Origin of the sequence: Streptomyces sp. NPDC056296 (genome assembly GCF_042268605.1) — a bacterium.
Classification (GTDB): Bacteria; Actinomycetota; Actinomycetes; order Streptomycetales; family Streptomycetaceae; genus Streptomyces.
In genome coordinates this window covers 92527-113938 of record NZ_JBHJRX010000030.1, presented here as the reverse complement: position 1 = coordinate 113938, position 21412 = coordinate 92527, and the positions used below count along the sequence as shown (strand labels likewise).

At 71.4% G+C, this 21412-nt stretch carries 18 protein-coding genes, 1 tRNA gene and 1 pseudogene; 16 read left to right on the top strand and 4 right to left on the bottom strand.

Annotated elements, in window-relative coordinates:
• Positions 1-663: pseudogene (locus ACFCZF_RS22770) on the top strand (ROK family protein); the annotation flags it as partial.
• A gap of 102 nt (positions 664-765) precedes the next feature.
• Here the strand turns inward: ACFCZF_RS22770 and ACFCZF_RS22765 are convergent.
• Entirely contained in the window at positions 766-2331 is a 1566-nt protein-coding gene (locus ACFCZF_RS22765; RefSeq protein ID WP_376673196.1) for a PQQ-dependent sugar dehydrogenase, read from the bottom strand.
• A 341-nt stretch (positions 2332-2672) separates the two neighbouring features.
• On the opposite strand from ACFCZF_RS22765, the gene ACFCZF_RS22760 reads away from it, so the two are divergent.
• From ACFCZF_RS22760 to ACFCZF_RS22705, 12 genes are all read left to right on the top strand, one after another.
• A complete protein-coding gene (locus ACFCZF_RS22760; RefSeq protein WP_376673195.1) occupies positions 2673-3509 on the top strand; it encodes a hypothetical protein in 837 nt (278 codons plus the stop codon).
• Positions 3510-3599: 90 nt separating this feature from the next.
• Positions 3600-4355 (top strand): GntR family transcriptional regulator, encoded by a 756-nt coding sequence (locus ACFCZF_RS22755; protein ID WP_376673194.1) that lies wholly within the window; start codon positions 3600-3602, stop codon positions 4353-4355.
• Positions 4356-4486: 131 nt separating this feature from the next.
• Complete coding sequence (locus ACFCZF_RS22750; RefSeq protein WP_376673193.1) at positions 4487-5611, top strand: TIGR03364 family FAD-dependent oxidoreductase; 1125 nt, start codon at positions 4487-4489, stop codon at positions 5609-5611.
• An 80-nt stretch (positions 5612-5691) separates the two neighbouring features.
• Positions 5692-6399, top strand: coding sequence for an HAD family hydrolase (locus tag ACFCZF_RS22745; RefSeq protein ID WP_376673199.1), 708 nt, complete (start codon positions 5692-5694; stop codon positions 6397-6399).
• Positions 6399-7460 carry an ABC transporter ATP-binding protein gene (locus tag ACFCZF_RS22740; protein WP_376673192.1) on the top strand — a complete coding sequence of 354 codons (1062 nt, stop codon included), beginning with the start codon at positions 6399-6401 and terminating at the stop codon, positions 7458-7460. Before ACFCZF_RS22745 ends, ACFCZF_RS22740 begins: the two co-directional genes overlap by 1 nt.
• The gene (locus ACFCZF_RS22735; protein WP_376673191.1) at positions 7453-8331 is read left to right on the top strand and encodes a 2-aminoethylphosphonate ABC transporter permease subunit; all 879 of its coding nucleotides are present in this window, start codon (positions 7453-7455) and stop codon (positions 8329-8331) included. Before ACFCZF_RS22740 ends, ACFCZF_RS22735 begins: the two co-directional genes overlap by 8 nt.
• Positions 8318-9115, top strand: a complete 798-nt coding sequence (locus ACFCZF_RS22730; RefSeq protein WP_376673190.1) for an ABC transporter permease — start codon at positions 8318-8320, stop codon at positions 9113-9115. The genes ACFCZF_RS22735 and ACFCZF_RS22730 overlap by 14 nt, the downstream gene beginning before the upstream one ends.
• A 53-nt stretch (positions 9116-9168) precedes the next feature.
• Positions 9169-10221: a 2-aminoethylphosphonate ABC transporter substrate-binding protein gene (locus tag ACFCZF_RS22725; RefSeq protein WP_376673189.1), complete on the top strand. Its 1053-nt coding sequence runs from the start codon at positions 9169-9171 to the stop codon at positions 10219-10221.
• 82 nt (positions 10222-10303) lie between these two features.
• The gene (locus tag ACFCZF_RS22720; protein WP_375909857.1) at positions 10304-11083 is read left to right on the top strand and encodes an HAD-IIA family hydrolase; all 780 of its coding nucleotides are present in this window, start codon (positions 10304-10306) and stop codon (positions 11081-11083) included.
• Between the two features lie 131 nt (positions 11084-11214).
• Positions 11215-11778 (top strand): hypothetical protein, encoded by a 564-nt coding sequence (locus ACFCZF_RS22715; RefSeq protein ID WP_376673188.1) that lies wholly within the window; start codon positions 11215-11217, stop codon positions 11776-11778.
• Positions 11779-11784: 6 nt separating this feature from the next.
• Positions 11785-12456 (top strand): class F sortase, encoded by a 672-nt coding sequence (locus tag ACFCZF_RS22710; protein ID WP_375909861.1) that lies wholly within the window; start codon positions 11785-11787, stop codon positions 12454-12456.
• An 89-nt stretch (positions 12457-12545) separates the two neighbouring features.
• A complete protein-coding gene (locus ACFCZF_RS22705) occupies positions 12546-13577 on the top strand; it encodes a glycoside hydrolase family 6 protein (RefSeq protein ID WP_376673187.1) in 1032 nt (343 codons plus the stop codon).
• 73 nt (positions 13578-13650) lie between these two features.
• On the opposite strand, the gene ACFCZF_RS22700 is transcribed toward ACFCZF_RS22705, so the two are convergent.
• The 3 genes from ACFCZF_RS22700 to ACFCZF_RS22690 all read right to left on the bottom strand — a co-directional run bounded on the left by ACFCZF_RS22700 (position 13651) and on the right by ACFCZF_RS22690 (position 17937).
• The gene (locus tag ACFCZF_RS22700) at positions 13651-15588 is read right to left on the bottom strand and encodes a galactose oxidase-like domain-containing protein (protein WP_376673186.1); all 1938 of its coding nucleotides are present in this window, start codon (positions 15586-15588) and stop codon (positions 13651-13653) included.
• Positions 15585-17570, bottom strand: a complete 1986-nt coding sequence (locus tag ACFCZF_RS22695; RefSeq protein ID WP_376673185.1) for a glycosyltransferase family 2 protein — start codon at positions 17568-17570, stop codon at positions 15585-15587. The genes ACFCZF_RS22700 and ACFCZF_RS22695 overlap by 4 nt, the downstream gene beginning before the upstream one ends.
• Before the next feature lie 293 nt (positions 17571-17863).
• Positions 17864-17937: transfer RNA gene (locus ACFCZF_RS22690), tRNA-Lys, on the bottom strand.
• A gap of 208 nt (positions 17938-18145) precedes the next feature.
• On the opposite strand from ACFCZF_RS22690, the gene ACFCZF_RS22685 reads away from it, so the two are divergent.
• The 3 genes from ACFCZF_RS22685 (at position 18146) to ACFCZF_RS22675 (ending at position 21393) form a co-directional block, all read left to right on the top strand.
• The gene (locus ACFCZF_RS22685) at positions 18146-19453 is read left to right on the top strand and encodes a peptidoglycan-binding protein (protein WP_376673184.1); all 1308 of its coding nucleotides are present in this window, start codon (positions 18146-18148) and stop codon (positions 19451-19453) included.
• A 60-nt stretch (positions 19454-19513) separates the two neighbouring features.
• On the top strand, positions 19514-20671 hold the full coding sequence (locus ACFCZF_RS22680) for an SPFH domain-containing protein (protein ID WP_376673183.1): 1158 nt from the start codon (positions 19514-19516) through the stop codon (positions 20669-20671).
• 116 nt (positions 20672-20787) lie between these two features.
• The gene (locus ACFCZF_RS22675; protein WP_375909877.1) at positions 20788-21393 is read left to right on the top strand and encodes a lytic polysaccharide monooxygenase; all 606 of its coding nucleotides are present in this window, start codon (positions 20788-20790) and stop codon (positions 21391-21393) included.
• The last annotated feature ends 19 nt before the right edge of the window (positions 21394-21412 follow it).

Sequence of the window (21412 nt, the reverse complement as noted above, 5' to 3'; positions counted from 1 at the left end):
CTTCCCGGAGTGGGACGGGTTCCCGTTGCGGGACGCGCTGGCGCGGCGGCTCGGCGTGCCGGTCGTGGTCGACAAGGACACCAACGCGGCGGCGCCGGTGGTGGTGCGGGCGGGTGCGAGGGCGGGTGCGAGGGCGGTGGCGCCGGTAGTGGCGAGGGCAGCGTTGCGGGCGGTGGCGCGGGCGTCGGTGCGGGTGGCTCCTTCGCCTATCTGCACCTCGGTACGGGGCTCGGCGCCGGTCTCGTCTTCGGCGGCGGCGTGCACCGGGGCGCCCGGACCGGCGCCGGGGAGTTCGGGCACCAGGTCGTCCAGCTGGACGGGCCGCCCTGCACCTGCGGCGCCCGGGGCTGCATAGAGGCCCTGTGCCTCGGTGCCGTCGCCCGCGGCGACCTCGCGGAGGCGGCGCGGGTACTGGGCACGGGCGCCGCGAACCTCGTCGGGCTGCTCGACATCGACCTGGTCCTGCTGGGCGGCCGTACCGTCGCCGCCGCGCCCGAGGCCTTCGTCCACGGGGTCGGCGCCGTCCTCGACGCCCGCGCCCGGCGCGAGGGCGGACACGACGGCGCCGTACCGGTGCGGATCGCGCCCGGCGGGACGCGCGGAGTCGCGGAGGGCGCGGCCCAGCTGCTGCTCGCGCCGCTGTTCGGGCGGGGGGACGCCTGACGGGGACGGAGACGGAGACGGGGACAGGGACGGGGACGGGGCGCGGCCGGCGTTCCGGTGCCGAACGAGCCCCTGTGGCCTACGCCGACCCGTACGGAACGCTCAGCGGCCCACCCCGCACGCGTCCCCGTTGAGCATGAACCGCGGCGGCGGCGACGCGTCCCCGGTGTGGTCGGCGAGATAGCCCAGCGTCACGCTCGCGCCCGGCGCGATGGCGGCGTTGTGCGGGGCGCTGCCCGCCGAGATCGTGTTGCTGCCCTGCGTCAGCTCCGTGTTCCAGTCGGATACGACCGTCTGCCCGAGGGCCAGCGGGAACTCGAGCGTCCAGCCGTTCACCGGGGCGTCGCCGGTGTTGGTGACCGTGAGGTCGACCGTCGTACCGGTGCCCCAGGACGTGACCGTGCGGTCCACCCGGCAGGTGGGTTCCTCGCGCGTGAACGACACGCGGTGCAGGCCGCCGGGCAGGTCGTTCACCACGTAGAACTCCCCGTCGACCGTCGTGCCGATCGACGTCACCTGGGTGGGCATCTCGCCGATCTCGGCCTGCTCGTAGCCGCCCCGGCCGTCGGGGCGCAGCGCCCAGACGGTGGACGAGCAGTAGTCGGTGGCGATGTAGGTGCCGCCGACCAGGTCGGCGTACTGCTCGCCCCGGTAGACGTGGCCGCCGATGACCGAGCAGCCGCCGGTGTAGGGGGAGTAGGTGAAGACCGGCTCGGTGTACTCGGCGCCGGGCACGCAGTCGCCGCCGGTGAACTTCTCCAGCCCCTCGTAGCAGGACCAGCCCAGGTTGAGTCCGCCCTGTCCGGCAGCGAGGTGGTCGATCTCCTCCCAGCGGCCCTGGCCGACGTCGCCGATCCACAGCGAGCCGTCGGCGCGGTCGAAGGAGAACCGCCAGGGGTTGCGCAGCCCGTACTGCCAGATCTCCTCGCGGGCGCCCGCGGTGCCGACGAAGGGGTTGTCGTCGGGGACGCAGTAGGCGAGCGGGGCGCAGGCGCGGCTCACGTCCACGCGCATGATCTTGCCCAGCAGGGTGTCCAGCCGCTGCCCGGCGTCGAAGGGGTCGCCGGAGCCACCGCCGTCGCCGATGCTCCAGTACAGGTTGCCGTCGGGGCCGAACGCGAGTTGGCCGCCGTTGTGGTTGCTGTACTCGGCGTGCTCCTGGGAGAGCAGGACTTCGAGGCGGGACTCGTCGAGCCGGTAGCGGGCGAGGGTGACCGCGCCGTCGGGGAGTGCCGTGTACGCCAGGTACAGGGCCTGACTGTCGGCGAAGTCGGGCGGGAGGGCGATGCCGAGCAGGCCGCGCTCGTTGCCCGACTCGTCCACGGCCGCGGTGATGTCGATCAACGGGGGCCCGGCCAGGCCGGTGTCCGGGTGGTAGACGCGGACGGTGCCGCGCTTCTCGGTGATGAACAGCCGGTCCGTGCCGTCGTCGGGGGCGGAGAGGGCGGTGGGCCGTCTCAGACCGGAGGCGACCTGGGTGGTGGTGGTGTTGAGCGACGGGAGGGGGGCGGGGGGCGCCTGCGCCGATGCCGATGCCGATCGCGATCCCGCTTCTGTGGCTGCGGCCGCCACTGCGGGTGCGGGGGTCAGGGGCGTCAGCAGGAGTAGGGCTGAAAGCAGCGCCGTGGCGAGGGTGCTCAGGGCGAGCGTCAGGCGGCGACGTCCCACGTTTTGGACATGTATATGACAATCCATGAGTCCTTCTCGTCCTTCTTTCCGTGAGCGTCGATGGTGTGGGGGTGGTCGCGGCAGGGGGCAGGGGGCAGGGGAGCGCTCCCGTACGGCGTGGGAGCGCTCCCCTACCGCTCCCGCACTCAGGCTGCGACTCGCGAAGCGGACCGGCAACGCGTGATTGCGCCACTTTCACGCCGCCTGGCGCAAACAGTGCCGATCCGGTACGCCCCGCACGACCACCCGCCGCCGATCGAGGGGTGTTCGTCCTCCGTCCGGGCGTCGTGGCCCGAATGGCGGTGCCCGCATCCGCGTTCCATCGGCACGCTCATGTGTTTATGCGACTGTTCACGTCCGCGTCCCCCTGCCTGGTGGCGGCAGCCGCCCTCCTCGCCGCCTCCGCGTCCGCCGTGCTCGCGCCCGCCACCCCCGCGCACGCGGACCCCCAGGCCCCGCTGCCCGCCTGTACGGCGCCGGACGACCACACCTTCCCCCTCACCACCCGCATCCACGGCGGCCCCGCCGGCTACGAGGCCGGCGGCGGCTACGGCACCTGGTACCTGGACCTGACCAACACCACCTCCCGCACCTGCGAGGGCATCCACCCGGTCGTCGTCCTCGTCGACGAGAAGCGGGCCCTGGAACCCGCGCAGCCCCGCCTGGAGTTCTACGACGGCACCCGGCCGCACCCCGTCGCCTTCGAGACGACCGACCGGGACGAGCTGATCGGCGCGTTCGGCGAAGGGGGAGAGACGGGCACGGGCGGCGACGGATTCCCGGGCTTCACCGTCGGACCCGGCAAGACCCTCACCGTCAAGGTGCGGCTCGCGCTCACCTCGGACACCGCCCCGGGCGAGGTCACCGCCAACGCGGCCGTCGTCCAGCGCCGCGGCGGGGACGGCGAGTGGATCGGCCAGTCGAACGACTACCGCTTCCGCATCGGCGCCCGTGAGCCGGCGGCCGAGCAGAGCACCGACCCCGCCGATCCCGCCGCCTCGTCCGACCCGGCCGCCCCCTCCGTCGCCGCCACCCCGGACGACCAGGGCACCGGCCTCCCGTTCGCCGACGAACTCGCCGGTACCGGACTGGGCCGGGTGGACGCGGCCCTGGGCGCCACCGCCCTGCTCGTCGCCGTCGGCGCGGCGGCGGTACTGCTGGCCCGCAGGCGGCGCTGAGGCGCACCGGGCCGGGCGGCGGGGCGGGCGCCGTGCGGTCCGCGCCGGCCTCATCCGCGTCCATCCGCGACCATCTGCGACCATCCCTGCGTGGACTACCCGAACGACCAGGCCCCGGGCGCCCCCGTCCGCTCCGGGATCCCGGAGCACGGCCGTGTGCCGAAGTACTACGCCGTCAAGGCGCGGATCGACCGTCTGGTCGCCGAACTGGGGGAGGGCGGCGCCATCCCCACCGAGCGGGACCTCTCCGAGCGGTACGAGGTCGCCCGCGAGACCGTACGGCAGGCCCTGCGGGAACTCGTGCTGGAGGGCAAGCTTCGCCGGCAGGGGCGTGGCACGGTGGTCGCGGGCCCCAAGCTGGAGCAGCCGCTGTCCCTGGCCAGCTACACCGAGGGAGTCCGGCGCCAGGGCCGTACCCCCGGCCGCGCGCTCGTCACCCTCGACCGCTTCCCCTGCCCCGACGCGCTCGCCGCCGAGACCGGCCTCACGCGCGGGGAGCCCGTCTGGCACCTGGAGCGCGTGCTGCTCGCGGACGACGAGCGGGTCGGCCTGGAGAGCACGTACGTCGCCGTGTCCCGCGTCCCGGACCTCGACACCGCCTTCGACCCTGACTCCTCCTTCTACGCGCACCTCGCCGAGCAGGGCATCGCCTTCGGTGACGCCGACGAACGCATCGAGACCGTGCTCGCCACCCCGCGCGAGGCCCTGCTGATCGGCACCCCGCCGGCCCTCCCGATGCTGCTCATCCACCGCGTCTCCCGGGACACGGGAGGCCGCCCGCTGGAACGCGTCCGGACGCTGTACCGCGGCGACCGCTTCTCCTTCACGACGCATCTGCGCGGCTGAAAAGCGCCGCCCCACAGAGCGCCCCAGAATAACGAAAAGATAACGGGTCTAGTCCAAACTTGAAGCCCAGTTCACGCTCTCGTTGTCAGCCGGATTCCTCCGGTTCCCCAATGCCAAGGAGCGTGGCGGTCGTGAGAGTGATAGTCGTCGGAGCCGGCGTGGTGGGCACCATGCACGCCTGGCACGCAGTGAACCGCGGCCACGAGGTCGTACAGATCGAGCGCGAGACCGAGGCCCGTGGTGCCTCACTGCGCAATTTCGGCCAGATCTGGGTCAGTGGCCGTGCGGGTGGAGAGGAGTTGGAGACCGCGCTTCGGGCGCGGGAGCTGTGGGAGGAGATCGGTGGCCGGATCCCGGCGCTGGGCTTCCGCCCGAACGGCTCCCTGACCCCGCTCCGCGGCGACCTGGAACGCGCGGTCGCCGAGGCGGCCGTCGCCCGCCCGGACGCCGCCGCCCGCGGCCACAAGCTCCTCACCCCCGGTGAGGCCCGCGCCCTGAACCCGGCCCTGCGCGGCGAGTTCGACGCCGCGCTGTACTGCGAGCGCGACGCCGCCGTCGAACCGCGCACCGCCCAGCTCGCCCTGCGCGCCGAGCTGCTCAAGTCCCCGGGCTACACCTTCCTGCCCGGCCGCGAGGTCCGCGACGTCATCGGCGAGCGGGCCGTCCGCGACGACCACGGCGACGTACACACCGGCGACGTCGTCGTCCTGTGCACCGGCGCCTGGCTCGGCGGCCTCGTCCGTGAGCTGGCCGGACCCGACCTGCCCGTGCGCAGGGTCCGCCTCCAGATGATGCAGACCGCCCCCCTCGGCGAACCGCTGACCACCTCGGTCGCCGACGCCGACAGCTTCCGCTACTACCCCGCCTACGGCTCGCCCGCCCTGGACGAGCTGAACGCGCGGCAGCCGCAGCCGGCCACGGCCGCGGAGCACAAGATGCAGTTGCTCATGGTGCAGCGCGCCGACGGCGGCCTGACCATCGGCGACACCCACGAGTACGAGCACCCCTTCGCCTTCGACACCGTCGAGGACCCCTACGACCACCTCACCGGCGTCGTCGAGTCCCTCCTCGGCCGCCCGCTGCCCAAGGTCCGCCGCCGCTGGGCCGGGGTGTACGCGCAGTGCACCGACAAGAGCCGGGTCGTGCACCGGCAGCAGGTGCGCGACGGCGTCTGGCTGGTCACCGGGCCGGGCGGACGCGGCATGACCTGCTCACCGGCGATAGCCGAAACCACCGCGAACGAACTGGGCTGGTGAAACCCCCTATGACCACCCCCAAGACCACCACCCCCAAGACCACCACCGCCATGACCACCACCGCCATGACCACCACCGACATGACCACCACCGACATGACCACCACCGACATCCGCCTCGTCGTCCTCGACATGGCCGGCACCACCGTCGCCGACGGCGGCCTCGTCGAGCGCGCCTTCGACACCGCCGCCCGCGAACTGGGCGTGGAGCCCGGCACCCCCGACCACGCCGAGAAGCTCGACTACGTCCGCGCCACCATGGGCGAGTCCAAGATCTCCGTCTTCCGGCACCTGTTCGGTGACGAGGACCGCGCCCAGCACGCCAACGCCGCCTTCGAGAAGGCGTACGGCGAACTCGTCGACGGCGGCCTGATCGCCCCCGTCCCCGGCGCCCGCGAGGCCGTCGAGGAGCTGACAGCCGACGGCCGCACCGTCGTCCTGTCCACGGGTTTCGCCCGCGTCACCCAGGACGCCATCCTCGGCGCGCTCGGCTGGCGCGACCTGGTGCCGCTCACCCTGTGCCCCGCCGACGCGGGCGGGCGCGGACGGCCGTACCCGGACATGGTGCTGGCGGCCTTCCTGCGCACCGGGGCCGCCGACGCCGTACGCCAGGTCGCCGTCGTCGGCGACACCTCGTACGACGTGCTGAGCGGCGTACGGGCCGGTGCGGGCCTGGTCGCCGGGGTGCGCACCGGAGCCCACGGCGACGACGCCTTCCGCGAGGCGGGCGCGAGCCACGTCCTCGACTCCGTCGCCGACCTGCCCGCCCTCCTGCGAGGAGCCGGCTGATGGGCACCACAAGCAGCGGTATCCGCTTCGACTCGGTCACCGTCGCCTACGACGGCAACGTCGTCCTGGACGCCCTCGACCTCACCGTCGAACCGGGCGAGGTCATGGCGCTGCTGGGGCCGTCCGGATCCGGCAAGACCACCGCGCTGCGGGCGGTCGCCGGGTTCGTACGGCCCGCCTCCGGGCGGGTCCACCTCGGCGACCGCGACGTCACCGACCTGCCCCCGCACCGGCGCGGCATCGGCATGGTCGTCCAGCAGTACGCCCTGTTCCCGCACATGCGGGTGGAGGACAACGTCGCCTTCGGGCTCCGCGCCCGCAAGGTCCCCAAGGCCGAGATCCGCACCCGCGTCTCCGAGGCCCTGGAGATGACCGGCATGGGCGCCTACGCCCGCCGCTACCCCCGCGAGCTGTCCGGCGGCCAGCAGCAGCGCGTCGCCATCGCCCGCGCCCTCGCCATCCGCCCGGACGTCCTCCTCCTCGACGAGCCGCTGTCCGCGCTCGACGCCCAGCTGCGCTCCGGCATGCTCGCCGAACTGGCCCGCCTGCACCGCGAGCTGCCCGACGTGTCGATCCTCTACGTCACCCACGACCAGGTGGAGGCGCTGACCCTCGCCGACCGGATCGCCGTGATGGACAAGGCCCGCCTGCAGGCCTGCGGCACGCCACGGGAGCTGTACCGGGCGCCGGCCAACGAGTTCACCGCGTCCTTCGTCGGCAACGCGAACCTGCTGCCCGTGACGGTGGGCGCTCAGGGAGTGGCCTTCGGGGGCGCCGAGATCAAGGTCGACACGGCGGACGCGGCGCCGGGCGCCTCGGCCACCCTGTGCGTACGGCCGCACCTCGTCGGACTCGGCGACGGCCCCAACCGGCTCACCGGCACCGTCGGCGAGATCCAGTGGCGGGGCGCCACCCACCGGCTCTACGTCGACGTGGACGGCCACCGCGTCATGGCCGACCTGCGTGAACTGAAGGCTCCGCCGGCGCACGGGGAGTGGGTGAGTCTGCATTTCTCGCCCGAGGATGCGGTGTTGCTGCCCGCTGGGGTGGACCATGGCTGAGGTTGTTCGGAAGCCGCGGGCAGTGGTTGGCTGGGCGCGCAGTTCCCCGCGCCCCTGCGGGGCGCTCTTCTGGGCCCTGCCCCCAGTAGCCCTGCTCGCCCTCGTCTTCCTCTACCCCCTCGCCCTCGTCGTTCAGCAGTCCTTCCAGCCCGACACCGGCGGCACCTCGATCCAGCCGTACGCCGACGTCTTCGCCTCGTACGCCTTCCGCGAGGCGCTGTGGACCACGGTGTGGCTGGCGGTGGCGGCCACCGTCGGCTGCCTGGTGCTCGGGTTCGTCCTCGCGCTGGTCATCGCGTTCGTGCCGTTTCCGGGGTCGAAGGCGGTGGCCCGCTTCATCGACGTCTTCCTGTCCTTCCCGTCCTTCCTGATCACGCTCGCCCTGCTGTTCATCTACGGCACGGTCGGCATGGCCAACGGGGCGTGGACCGACGTGACGGGGGCCGCCGAGGGGCCGTTCCATTTCCTGACCACGCCCTGGGGCGTGCTGCTCGCGGAGATCACGTACTTCACGCCGTTCGTGATGCGCCCGCTGCTCGCCGCCTTCTCGCAGCTGGACACCGGCCAGCTGGAGGCGGCCAGTTCGCTGGGCGCCCGTGCGTCGCGCATCGTCCGGCAGATCATCCTGCCGGAGGCGCTGCCCGCCCTCGCGGCCGGCGGCAGCCTGGTCCTCGTCCTGTGCCTGAACGAGTTCGGCATCGTGCTCTTCACCGGCGCCAAGGGCGTCACGACCCTGCCGACGCTCGTGTACGGCAAGGCCATGCTGGAGTCCGACTACCCGGGCGCCTGCGTGGTCGCCGTCGTCAACGTCCTGATCTCCGTGGGCCTCTACAGCCTCTACCGGGTGGTGAGCCGCCGTGCTGGTGCATAACCGCGGGGCGAGGTGGGCCGTGTGGACGGTCTTCCTCCTCCTCTTCCTGCCCCTGTTCGCCCTCCCGCTGCTCGTGGTCCTCGGCGCCTCCTTCGCCACCAACTGGTCCAGCGTCCTGCCCTCCGGCTTCACCACCGCCAACTACCAGGCGGCCACCCGCGGCGAGGCCCTCCAGGCACTCACCACCAGCCTGGTCACCGCGGTCACCGCCAGCCTGCTCGCCCTCGCCACCGGCACCTGGGCCGCCCTCGCCGCGGCGGCGCTGAAGAAGCGGCACCGCAAGGTGGTCGACGCCCTGTTCGTGCTGCCGGTCGCCGTGCCCTCCGTCGTCGTCGGCCTCGCCACCCTGGTCGCCTTCTCCCAGCCGCCGATGCTGCTCAACGGCACCCGCTGGATCGTGATCATCGCCCACTCCGTGCTGGTCACCGCCTTCGCCTACCAGTCGGTGTCGGCGGCGATCACCCGCCTCGACCCGGCGTACGAGCAGGCCGCCGCCTCCCTCGGCGCCTCCCCGGCCCACGTCCTGTGGCGGGTCAGGCTGCCCCTGCTGCTGCCGTCCCTGACCGCCGCCGCCGGCCTCTGCTTCGCGCTGTCCATGGGCGAGCTGAGCGCCACGATGATGCTCTACCCGCCGGACTGGACCCCGCTGCCGGTCCTGATCTACGCCTCCACCGACCGCGGCGCCCTGTTCACCGGCTCCGCCATCGCCGTGGTCCTGATGGCGGCGACCCTGCTGGTGCTGCTCGCGGTCTCCCGGATCCGCACCAGAGCCTCGTACCGCTAGAGCCTCCTACCGCTAGCCAACGCCCCACCGCCTCGCAAGGAGTCCACCTCGCCATGCCCAGGAACCCCGCCAAGCCGCTCGCCGCCCTCTGCGTCCTCGCCCTCCCCCTGACCGCCTGCGGCGGCACCTCCGCCGCCTCCGACGAGAACGTCGTCACCGTCTACAGCGCCGACGGCCTCAAGGGCGAGAACGGCGACGGCTGGTACGACCAGGTCTTCGAGGACTTCGAGAAGGAGACCGGCATCAAGGTCGAGTACGTGGAGGGCGGCTCCGGCGAGATGGTGCAGCGCACCACCCGCGAGAAGCGCAACCCGCAGGCCGACGTGCTCGTCACCCTCCCGCCGTTCATCCAGCAGGCCGACACCAAGGGCCTGCTCCAGAAGTACGCCCCCAAGGGCGTCGACCAGGTCAGCGGCGCCGACAAGGCCGCGAACGGCACCTGGTCCGCCGTCGTCAACAACTACTTCGGCTTCATCCACAACAAGAAGGAGCTGAAGCAGGCCCCCACCACCTGGGAGGACCTGCTCGACGGCAAGTACAAGAACAAGCTCCAGTACTCCACCCCCGGAGTCGCCGGCGACGGCACCGCCGTACTCATCAAGGCCATGCACGACTTCGGCGGCGAGAAGCAGGCCATGGAGTACCTGGAGAAGCTCCAGGCCAACAACGTCGGCCCGTCCGCCTCCACCGGCAAGCTCGCGCCCAAGGTCGACAAGGGTGAGCTGCTGGTCGCCAACGGCGACGTCCAGATGAACTTCGCCCAGTCCAAGTCCATGCCCAACCTCGGCATCTGGTTCCCGGCCCGTGAGGGCGGCAAGCCCACCACCTTCGCGCTGCCGTACGCGGCCGGCCTGGTCAGCGACGCCCCGCACAGCGAGAACGGCAAGAAGCTCCTCGACTACATGCTGAGCCAGAAGGCACAGAAGCAGGTCAGCGAGATCGGCGGCGGCTTCGCGGCCCGCCAGGACGTCAAGGCCATCGACGCCAACGCCATCGCGCTCACCAAGCTGATGGACGGCGTGGAGGTCTTCGAGCCCGACTGGGACGACATCGAGAAGAACCTCACGTCCTACATCGACGCCTGGAAGGAGGCGACCGGGAACTGACGCGTGAACTGACGTTCCCCATGATCGGGCCGCCGTTTAGGCTGGGGCGCACGCAGGACCGCGCAGGCAGGAGACCCCGCACATGGCAGACCGCAGGCCCATCGAGTCGTGGCTCACCGACATGGACGGCGTCCTCATCCACGAGGGCGTGCCGATCCCCGGTGCCGACGCCTTCATCAAGAGGCTCCGCGAGTCCGGCAAGCCCTTCCTGGTCCTCACCAACAACTCGATCTACACCCCGCGCGACCTGCACGCCCGGCTGCGCCGCATGGGCCTGGAGGTGCCGATCGAGTCCATCTGGACCTCGGCGCTGGCCACCGCCCAGTTCCTCCAGGACCAGCGGCCCGGCGGCTCGGCGTACGTCATCGGCGAGGCCGGCCTGACCACCGCGCTGCACGACATCGGCTACATCCTCACCGACCACGACCCCGACTACGTGGTCCTCGGCGAGACCCGCACGTACTCCTTCGAGGCCATGACGAAGGCGGTACGGCTGATCAACGCCGGCGCCCGGTTCATCTGCACCAACCCCGACGAGACCGGCCCCTCCACCGAGGGCCCGCTCCCGGCGACCGGCGCGGTGGCCGCGCTGATCACCAAGGCGACCGGCAAGCAGCCGTACTTCGCCGGCAAGCCGAACCCGCTGATGATGCGCACCGGGCTCAACGCGATCGGCGCCCACTCCGAGACCAGCGCGATGATCGGCGACCGCATGGACACCGACGTGCTGGCCGGCATGGAGGCCGGGATGCAGACCTTCCTCGTCCTGACCGGCCTGACCCGGCCCGAGCAGGTCGAGAACTTCCCGTACCGCCCGTCCAAGGTGGTCGACTCCATCGCCGACCTGGTCGAACGGGTCTGAGACCCGTGGAGCCCGTGGAGCGGCGGTAAACCCGCCCGCCCCCGCTGTAACCCGTTCGGAGCAGCCGGGCCCCCGCGCAGGATGCGGGGGCCTGTCCCGCGGGGGAGTCTCCAGGTAACTGGAGGTGCACGATGGGCTCACTGAAAGTCACTCTCTGTGCCGGGGCCGCGGTGGCCGCGGCGCTCGCACCGATCGCGGCACTCGCACCGGCCGCGTACGCGGTGGACGGCTCAGGCGTCTCGGTGTCACCGTCCACACCCGCGCCCGGCGGCGACGTCAGGCTCCGCGTGGCGGACTGCACCGAGAAGACGGCCCTCGCCGTGTCGGCGGCGTTCTCCTCGGACGTACGGCTCACCCTGGCCGCGAAGGACGGCGTCCTCGTCGGGGCCGGCACGGTCCGCTCCACCATGGAGGCCGGCGCGTACGCCGTACAGGTCAAGTGCGGCGACGACGCCCGCAAGGGCACCGTCACCGTCGCCGAGCGGCGCCGCCCGGCCGCCCCCGCCTCTCCCGTCGCCCCCGTCGACGCGGGCGGCGGCGGCACCGCGCGGCTCGCCGCCGCCGACGCCCGGGACGAGGCCCGTCCCGAACCTCCCGGCACGGCGCACACCGTGACCGGCCTGGTCCTCGCGGGCATCGCCGCCGTCGCCGTCGCGCTGCGCAGCGTCCGCAGCCGGAGCCGCGGGACGGACTGACCGACCATGTCCGAACAGGACCAGCGACACACCGCCGGCTCCGGCCGCCTGGTGACCGGCATCGCCTGGGTGGTGCTGCTCCTCGGGCTGTGGCTGTGGGGCCGCGAGGCCACCGACGTGCGCGAGGGCATATCCCGGCCGGCCACCGGCGACATGGCGGCGGCCGGCCGACCCCCCGACGTACCGCTGCCCCCCGCCCACGCACCTCTCGGCGACGCCCTGCCGCAGCGGCTCGACGTCCCCGGGCTCGACATCCAGGCGCCCGTCGTCGCCCGCGGCCTCGACACCGAGGGCGCCATCGAACCACCGCCCTTCGACCGACCCGGCTCCGTCGGCTGGTACGCGGACGGCGTGAGCCCGGGAGAGGCCGGGACCGCGCTGATGGTCGGCCACGTCGACACCGAGACCAAGCCCGCCGTCTTCTACGAGATCAGCACCCTGGAGCCCGGCGAGACGATCCGGGTGCTGCGCGACGACGCCGAGGTCGCCGAGTTCACCGTCGACGACGTCCAGGTCCTCACCCGCGACGGCTTCGACGCCCAGCAGGCCTACGGGCCGCACAGCACGGGCCGCGCCGAACTCCGCCTGATCACCTGCGGCGGCACCTTCGACCGCGCCACCAACAGCTACACGGCCAACGTGGTCGTATCGGCGTACCTCACGGGTACCGGCTCCTAGGAACCTTCGGGCCGGTATCCGGGAACCTCTTGGGTGCCGGAGGCGTATGTCAGGATTGAGACTTGGAACAGTGCACCCAGGGGGGTTGGATGTACGGCAGCAGGGGGGCCGGAAACTTGTCCACGAGGCGAGCGTCCGCGGTGGCGCTGGGGGCGGCACTGCTGCTCGCGGGCTGCTCCTCGTCCGACGGCGGCGAGGACGAGAAAAAGGACAAGAACGCGGGCGCCGGGATAACCCAGCAGCCCAAGGAGGCCGACCCGTTCTGGGTCAACCCGGACGGCAACGCGGCCCAGCAGCTGGCGGCCTTGCAGAAGTCCGACAAGAAGGACCAGGCCGAGCAGATCCGCAAGATCGCCCAGCAGCCGACCGGCGAGTGGATCAGCCCGGAGAACCCCGAGGAGCAGGCCCGCGGCTTCACCGAGGCCGCCGACGAGGCCGGCCGCACCGCGCTGCTCGTCCTCTACAACATCCCGCACCGCGACTGCGGCCAGTACTCGGGCGGCGGCGCCGCCGACGGCAACGCCTACCGGGACTTCATCGACGGCGTGGCCAAGGGCATCGGCGACCGCTCCGCCACGGTCGTCCTGGAACCGGACGCGGTGCTCCACCTGGTGGACGGCTGCACCCCGGAGCAGTTCCACGAGGAGCGCTACGACCTCCTCAAGGGCGCCATCGCCAAGCTCACCGCGCTGGAGAACACCAAGGTCTATCTGGACGCGGGCAACGCCGGCTGGGGTCACCCGGACCAGATCTTCGAACCGCTGAAGTGGGCGGGCATCGACCAGGCCGACGGCTTCGCGGTCAACGTCTCGAACTTTTACACCACCGAGGACTCCATCGCCTACGGCAAGCAGCTCTCCGCCAAGGTCGGCGGCAAGCACTTCGTCATCGACACCAGCCGCAACGGCAACGGCCCCTACACCGAGGGCGACCCGGGCGAACGCTGGTGCAACCCCCCCGGCCGAGCCCTCGGCGAAACCCCGACGACGAAAACGGCCGACCCCCTGGTCGACGCCTACCTGTGGGTCAAGCGCCCCGGGGAGTCGGACGGCGAGTGCAAGGGCGGCCCCAAGGCCGGCGAGTGGTGGCCCGAGTACGCCTTGAAATTGGCGCAAGGGTAAACGCCCTAGGGGCGCGGGGAACTGCGCGATCAACCACAACCTCCCCGCGCCCGACAACGCACCCGCGGGAGCGCTACGGCACGTGCACCCACTCCGCCTTGGAAGGCGTCCCCTCCCCATCCGTCACGAACATCATGTACCAGCCGGACTGAACGAGGTTCTTGTTCTCAGGAACCGTCACCGTCAACTTGTCCCCGTCCGCCTCGAAGCCCAACGCGATCGACCGCTGATCCACGTCAGTGACATGCGTAGACGCGCTCGGCCGGATCAGCCGCACCTTCTTGACCGACTCCGCCGCCCGGGACGTGAACGTCCCCGACTCACCACGCTCGATGGTCTGCGGCCCCCCGGAGAGATCCGGCCGGGAATCCCGGTAGAGATACGGCGGGGTGTAGATCTCGATGCGCTGCTCGAACTTGCCCGGCTTGGTGTTGGCCTTGTCGGCGTAGAGCGAGTCCGACCCGAAGAACATCATGCGGCCGTCGGGCAGCAGGATCGAACCGGAATGGTAGTTCCTGCCGACCAGCGGATCGGCGACCCGCTCGAACTCGTTGGTGTCCGGGTGGTACAGCCGGGCCTGAAGGATGTTGGAGTCGCTGCGGCCCCGGTAGTCCTCCGAACCGCCGGAGACCAGCACGCTGTCGTCCGGCAGGATCGAGGCCTGCGGATAGCGCGTGCCCTTGTCCAGTGACGGCCCGTCCACGAACTTCGGGTCGTCCGCCTTGAGGTCGACGATCCGGGTCTTCTCGCTGGAGAGCTTGGACTCGCCGACCCCGCCGCCGCCGATCACCATGTACTTCTCGTCCTGCGCCGGCGGCAGCAGCACCGAGTTGGCGGTCTCCAGCATGTTGGCGTCGCTCATGCCGGGGACCTTGGTGAACTTGTTGGTCTCCACGTCCCAGACGCCCGGGTCGCGGCCCACGTCGTCGGGGCCGTAGCCGGCGTTCGCGCCCGAGTAGAAGATCTTGCCGTTCTGCATCAGGAACAGCGCCGGGTACGTCGGGAACTGGCGGGTCTCCTCGGTGTAGGTCCACTCCTTGGTCTTCGGGTCGTAGATCTCGTTCTTGCCCGGGACCAGCTGGCCGATGTCGTCGAGGCCGGAGACGCTGAGGATCTTGCCGTCGCTCAGGGTGGTGAGCGTCGGGTACCAGCGGGCCTCGTGCATCGGGTCGACCTTGATGTACTTCTCGGCGACCGGGTCGAACTCGAAGGCGTCCCGGATGCCCTGGAAGTCCTTCTTGTCGAGGGCGAGCTTCTGCGCGATGCCGTACGTGTTCTGCGCGTCCGCGCCCGACAGACCCTGGACGGTGTAGTTGTCCTGGGTGCCCGTCTGGTACTCCCGGCCGCTCTTCTCGGCCTCGACGTAGATCCGGCCGATGCCCGGGTCGTTGCGCAGGAACTTGCCGGTCGCCTTGTCGAAGACCTTCTCGGCGCGGGGCACCAGGACCGGGTCCTTGGAGACGAACGTCTTCTTGTTCTCCTTGCCGGTGAACTTGGTGCCCGCCGGCAGGGTGATCGGCTTGTCCGGGTTCTCGTTGTGGACGATCATCAGGCCGCCGGCCTTGGTGACGTCACCCTTGAGCTTCTCGTACCGCTTGGTGCCGCCGGCGATCAGCAGGTTGCCGTTGGCGAGCTGGGTGTGGCCGGTGCAGAACAGGTCGGTGGGCGTCGGCACCTTCTTGATGGTCCCCTTGACCGGGTCCCAGATCCGGGTGTCGAACTGCTTCGCGTCGAAGTTGTCCTGGTTGTTGCCCGACCCCGCGACGAGCAGCACCTTGCCGGTGCGCAGCAGCGCCGCGTGGATGGTGTTCTGCCGGTACTTCTCGGGAAACTCGATGATCTCCCATTTGCCGTTGGCGGCCTTGTACTCCGGCTTGTTGATCTTGTACTGGTGGTATTTCTCGGTTCCGAAGCGGTAGAGCCACGGCCCGTTCATCCCGGCCAGCGCGACTACCACCGCCGTACCTATCGCGAAGCGACGGGCGCGGCGGCGGCCGGCACGGTCCTTCATTCCTTACGTCCCCCAAGTCCACCAAGGGCGATCTGCATGGTCTGGTCGTTGCCTCCGTCGGAGGCCGCCCAGCTGGGCTTCTGCTGCGGCGCGTGCGGCGCGTACGCCTGCGCGGGTGCCGCGTCCGCGGGTGCCTGCTGCTGCGACGGGACCCGCGGTTCGGGCTCCGCCGCCACGGCCGGCGGTTGCTTCTTCGCCTTCCGCAGTTCGTGGCGCCAGGCGAACATCGGCGACGCGGTGATCAGCAGTGCGAACGTCGCCCAGATGATCATCGCGGGGTGCGAGTGGCCGTAGACGAAGCCCGCGGCGATCGAGCCGCCGAAGATCAGGATGAAGTACCAGTGGTACCGGAAGGTCCCGAAGAGGGTGTCCGGGCTGGCCGAGTCGCCCTTCGGCGTCACCACGAACTTGCTCTTGCGGCGCAGCACGGAGTCGATGAGCGCCTTCGCGTACAGCGGCGCCGACAGCGCGGACATGACCATGCCGGCCACACCGCCGGAGCCCTCCGGCTCGTGCGGCGAGACGTTGTGGCGGCGGTTCCAGACGTACAGGCCGATCTGGAGGGCGGAGGCGTTGCCGTAGAGCATCAGCCAGACCGCCGGGTCGATGTTGACACCCGAGGCGCCCAGGCCCAGGAACAGGCAGCAGCTCAGCGCCGCCAGGATCCAGTTCAGGGCCGACATCGGGTAGAAGATGATCATCATCGTGTAGTTGAAGAGCTTGCTCGGCGGGAGCGAGTACCAGCCCTTCCAGTACTGCTTGAGGATCGTCTCGTACGTCCCTCGCGACCAGCGCATCTGCTGGGTGAAGAAGTCCGTCCAGGCGTTCGGGCCCTCGCCGACCGCGAGCACGTCCGGGGTGTAGACCGAGCGCCACTTGCGGCCCGTGGCCGGGTTCTTGTGGCGGTGGATCTCGAACCCGGTCGCCATGTCCTCGGTGATCGAGTCGTACAGACCGCCGATCTGCTTCAGGGCGCTGATGCGCACCGCGTTCGAGGTGCCCACGAACATCGGGGAGCCGTAGCGGTTGCCGGCGCGCTGGATCAGGGCGTGGAAGAGGAACTGCTGCGACTCGGCGGCCTTGGTGATCGGGTTGTCGTAGTTGCCGTAGACCTGCGGGCCGATGACGAAGCCGACGTCCGGGTCGCGGAAGAAGCCGAGCATCCGCTCCAGGTAGTTGGGCAGCGGCACGTGGTCGGTGTCGACCGAGGCGAAGAAGTCGTAGCCGTCGCCGTGCGCGTCGAGCCAGGCGTTGTAGTTGCCGTGCTTGGTCTTGGCGCGGTGCGGGCCCTTGGGCATGTTCCACTTCGCGACGCCCTTGCGGGAGAAGTGGTGCACGCCGAGGCGCTCGCAGACCGCCTTCACCTCGGGGTCGTCGCCCTCGTCGAGGAGCCAGACGTGCATCAGACCGCGGTGGCGGATCTTCACGGCCGCCTCCAGGGTCTTCGTCACCATCTCCAGCGGCTCCTTGCCGGGCACGAAGGAGGTGAGGAAGGCGACCCGGGTGCCGGTCTCGGGCACCACCGGGATCGGGTCCCGGGCGACCAGCGTCGCGTGCGCGTTCGACAGCACGTTCAGGCAGCGGAACAGCTCGATCAGGCCGATCGAGACGAGCATCACGATGTCGAGCGTGGGCAGCCAGTCGAAGGCCACGTAGTCGCGCTCGGTCCAGTGCGTGGGCTGGAGCAGCCAGACCAGCAGCACCACCGACAGCAGCGGGGCGGCGGCCAGCATCAGCGCGACCCGGATGCGGTGCGGCTCCTGCGAGATCAGCGAGCGGTACTGCACCTTGTACGGCTTGTGCGGGTCGGGCTGGGTGAGGGGGCCCGCGAGCCGGCTGTAGTGCTCGTAGTCGTACCTCGGCAGGGTCTTCTGTATCCGGCGGAACGAACCGGTGTTCCAGGTCCGATGCGCGGGCACCCTGAGCTGGGTGGTCTGGGACGGGTCGTGGTCCTGCCCGGCGCCCGTCGGCGTCGACGTCATGAGTCATCCCCCCACACGCGGGTCACGCGTGTTTCGTCGCTTCCATCGTCCGCTCCGGTCCCCCTCGACCTTCACGCACGTAACAGTGGTGGGTTGCTGTCACCACGGCATCCACACCTTATATAGACATGGAATGGCGACCCCCGGTTGCATGATGCCCCCCTCGGCATCCCCTCGGCATCCGGCCCCCCAACCGGACCAGGGTTCTACGGTGTTCGCCATGATCGCAAGATGTCCGGAGGCCGGGTACGCCGAAGGCCCCCCGTGTGCTACGGGGGGCCTTCGGCCGTCGGTGCGCCGCCAGGGACTCGAACCCCGGACCCGCTGATTAAGAGTCAGCTGCTCTAACCAACTGAGCTAGCGGCGCCTGCTGACCTGCACAACTCTACCGGATGCCGGACGCTGCTCCGGACCGTGCCCGGGGGACCTCCGGGCACGGTCCGGGGTCGCGTCCGCCGCCGTGTACATCATTCGGACCGTCAGCATGCGCGCGAAGAACACAGTTGAGAAACTGACCGACATGTACCGAAGTGCACTATCGCGGACATTTTCACCGGGAGTGTGAGGGGAATCGCATGGAGGCTCCCGTATTCGAGGAGATCGACCCCGCGAGCGACTGCGACTGCCCCGGTTGCCGTCACTGGCGCCGCGTCCTGCCGCATTCCCCGGCCGGCCGCGCCCCCGCCCATCCGGCGGCCCACCGCGCGCTGATCGTGGCCACCGCGGCCGCCACCGTCGGGGCCCTGGGCGCGGGACAGACGGCAGCGGCGCCGACCACCGCTCACGCCTCCCATCGGCCGGGCGTTCCCGCAGGTGACGAGCCCGACACCCCGCAGGGCCCCAGGGCCCCGCTGCACGGCCCGACCGGTACGCCGGCGGCACCTCCGGCCGGTGCGGAACTGGCCGCGATCACCCGTACGGAGATCATCGACCGGGCCAAGACCTGGGTCACCGCCAAGGTGCCCTACAGCATGACCGCCTACTGGTCCGACGGTTACCGGCAGGACTGCTCGGGTTATGTGGCGATGGCCTGGAAGCTGCCCACGAACGAATGGACGGGCAGCCTCGGCACCTTCGCCGACCGTATTACCAAGGAGGAACTCCAGCCCGGCGACATCCTGCTGTTCCACAACACGTCCGACCCCCAGAAAGGCTCCCACGTGGTGATCTTCGGCGGCTGGACGGACGCCACCCGCACCGCCTACACGGCCTACGAACAGACCCCGCCGCACGCCCGAAAGCTCGCCACGCCCTACGCCTACTGGAGCAACTCCGCCAAGTACCTGCCCTACCGCTACAAGGGGGTCACCACGACCACGGCCGGCGGGGCGCCGGCCGCCACGGCCTACCCGGGGGCGTCCTCCTTCGGCCCCGGCCCCGGCGCCGACAACGGGAACGTCACCGAGCTGGGCCGGATGCTCGTCGCCCGCGGCGCCGGACGCTTCTACGCCTCGGGGCCGGGCCCCCGCTGGTCGGACGCGGACCTCAGGGCCACCCAGGCGTTCCAGCAGGCCCAGGGCCGGCGGGGCGAGGACGCCGACGGGCTGCCCGGCCCGGGCACCTGGCGGCTGCTGAAGACGGGCGGGGGAAAGGACATCGCGGCCCCGGCGGCCGGCCCCGCGCCGGCCCCCGCCTCGCACGGGGTGGCCGGATACCCCGGACGGGCGATGTTCGGGCCGGGCGCGGACAACCCGTACGTCACCAGGCTCGGCAGGCAGCTGGTGAGGAAGGGGTTCGGCACGTACTACACGACCGGGCCGGGCCCGCGCTGGGGCGAGGCGGACCGGCGGGGCGTCGAGGCCTTCCAGCGCGCCCAGGGCTGGCGCGGTGGCGCGGCGGACGGCTACCCGGGCCCGGAGACCTGGCGACGGCTCTTCTCCTGACCGCCCGCCCAGCGGTGACCACCCGTTCATGACGCATCTGGCGCGGAGGCTGGAGCACGCATGAGTACGACTTCATCGACGAACCCGGACACCAAACCGCCGGCCCCCTCGGAGCCCGAAGGCCCCGCAGGGGCGGCGGAGTCGGCCGGTCACCGGCCCGCCCGGCTCATCCACAACGAGGCGACCACCGAGATCCCCGTCCACCTGCTGTTCCGCGACGACCCCCATCCGGCGCCGGTGGCGCTGCGGTCCGCGGTCGTCGGCCGTCGGCAGAGCACGGGGGAGCAGCCCCTCACGCGGCGCCCCGTAGCCGCGCGCCCGCGCCCGGCGCCGAGCGTCGACCCGGACCTGACGGAGCGTCCGGCCCGGGTGCTGCCCGGCGCCGCGGGCGTGGCCGCCGGTGCCTGCGGTGCGGCGGGCTGCGCGGTCACCTCCTGGTGGGCCGGGCTCGTACCGCCGCTCGCGGCCGAGGCGCTCGGGCTGCCGGCGTACGCGGGGGCCGGGCTCGGCCCCGCGCAGTGGGCGGCGTACGCGGCCGCCGGGGCGCTGGGGCTGTTCGGGTTCGGCGGGCTGGCCCGGGGCCGGACCGGGCGGGCCTGGGTGCTCGGCCTGTTCGGCCGCTACCGGGGGACCGTCCGGCGCACCGGCCTGATGTGGGTCAACCCGCTGCTGCTGCGCCGCCGGGTCGACGTCCGGCTGCGGCACTGGCGCAGCGAGCCGATGCCCGCGGCCGACGGCAACGGGGTGGTGCTCCGGGCGGTGACGCTGGTGGTGTGGCGGGTGCGGGACACCGCGAAGGCCACGCTGGGCGTCGAGGACCACGAGACGTACCTGCGCGAGTGCGTCGAGGCGGCGCTGGCCCGGGTTCCGGTGGAGCCCCTCGGCACGGTCCGCAGCTCCGCGGACGTGGCCGGCGAGACGCTGACCCGGCTGGTGGCGGCGGACGCGGCGCCGGTCGGCCTGGAGGTGTTCTCGGTGCGGCCGGTCCGGGTGGAGTACGCCCCCGAGGTCGCCGCCGCGATGCACCGGCGCCGGATCGCCGCGCTGGACGCGGCGCAGCGGGCCAGCGTGCTCACCTCGGTGGTGGACTCGGTGGAGGACACGGTGACCCGGCTGACCATGCGCGGGCTGGTCGAACTCGACGACTACGAGCGCAAGATGCTGGTGAAGGACCTGACGGTGGCGTTCTGCGCGGGGCGGGGGGACACGGGGGCCTGACCCGTTCCCCGGGTTCTCCGATTGGTATGGACATGTTCAACTAACGGCAATAACCTGAGACTTGGTCTAGACCTGCACGGCTCACTGAACCTCCCCCACGTCACAGGAGCAGCAGTATGCGTACAAAGACCAAGTTGTCCGCCGTCGCGGTGGGCATGGCGACTACCGGAGCCCTCGTGCTCTCGTCCGGCGGCGCCAGCGGCCACGGCTACACCGACCTGCCGGTCAGCCGGCAGAAGGTCTGCCAGAACGGCACCGTCAGCGGTTGCGGCGCCATCCAGTGGGAGCCGCAGAGCGTCGAGGGCCCCAAGGGTTTCCCGGCGGGCGGACCGGCCGACGGGCGGATATGTTCCGCGAACAACACCCCGTTCGCCCCGCTCGACAGCCCGAAGGCCCCGGGCGGCCAGGCGTGGCCGGCCACCAAGGTGAACGGCGGGCAGAGCTACAACTTCCGCTGGCAGTTCACCGCCCGGCACGCCACGACCGACTTCCGGTACTACGTCACCAAGCCGGGCTGGAACCAGAACCACAACCTGGCCCGGTCCGACCTCAACCTCACGCCGTTCTTCACTGTGCCCTACGGCGGCCAGCGTCCTCCGGCCACGCTCTCCCACAGCGGCACGCTGCCGTCCGGGCTGAGCGGACGCCACGTGATCGTCGCGGTGTGGACGGTCGCCGACACGGCCAACGCGTTCTACGCGTGCTCGGACGTGACCTTCTGAACGAGCGGAGGGCCCCCTC

Bases quoted from the DNA above. Each gene is read 5' to 3' on its own strand.
- ACFCZF_RS22700 (WP_376673186.1), bottom strand. From the start codon at position 15,588: ATGAAGGACCGTGCCGGCCGCCGCCGCGCCCGTCGCTTCGCGATAGGT.
- ACFCZF_RS22705 (WP_376673187.1), top strand. From the start codon at position 12,546: ATGTACGGCAGCAGGGGGGCCGGAAACTTGTCCACGAGGCGAGCGTCC.
- ACFCZF_RS22720 (WP_375909857.1), top strand. From the start codon at position 10,304: ATGGCAGACCGCAGGCCCATCGAGTCGTGGCTCACCGACATGGACGGC.
- ACFCZF_RS22715 (WP_376673188.1), top strand. From the start codon at position 11,215: ATGGGCTCACTGAAAGTCACTCTCTGTGCCGGGGCCGCGGTGGCCGCG.
- ACFCZF_RS22735 (WP_376673191.1), top strand. From the start codon at position 7,453: ATGGCTGAGGTTGTTCGGAAGCCGCGGGCAGTGGTTGGCTGGGCGCGC.
- ACFCZF_RS22725 (WP_376673189.1), top strand. From the start codon at position 9,169: ATGCCCAGGAACCCCGCCAAGCCGCTCGCCGCCCTCTGCGTCCTCGCC.
- ACFCZF_RS22675 (WP_375909877.1), top strand. From the start codon at position 20,788: ATGCGTACAAAGACCAAGTTGTCCGCCGTCGCGGTGGGCATGGCGACT.
- ACFCZF_RS22695 (WP_376673185.1), bottom strand. From the start codon at position 17,570: ATGACGTCGACGCCGACGGGCGCCGGGCAGGACCACGACCCGTCCCAG.
- ACFCZF_RS22740 (WP_376673192.1), top strand. From the start codon at position 6,399: ATGGGCACCACAAGCAGCGGTATCCGCTTCGACTCGGTCACCGTCGCC.
- ACFCZF_RS22685 (WP_376673184.1), top strand. From the start codon at position 18,146: ATGGAGGCTCCCGTATTCGAGGAGATCGACCCCGCGAGCGACTGCGAC.
- ACFCZF_RS22710 (WP_375909861.1), top strand. From the start codon at position 11,785: ATGTCCGAACAGGACCAGCGACACACCGCCGGCTCCGGCCGCCTGGTG.
- ACFCZF_RS22680 (WP_376673183.1), top strand. From the start codon at position 19,514: ATGAGTACGACTTCATCGACGAACCCGGACACCAAACCGCCGGCCCCC.
- ACFCZF_RS22745 (WP_376673199.1), top strand. From the start codon at position 5,692: ATGACCACCACCGACATGACCACCACCGACATCCGCCTCGTCGTCCTC.
- ACFCZF_RS22760 (WP_376673195.1), top strand. From the start codon at position 2,673: ATGCGACTGTTCACGTCCGCGTCCCCCTGCCTGGTGGCGGCAGCCGCC.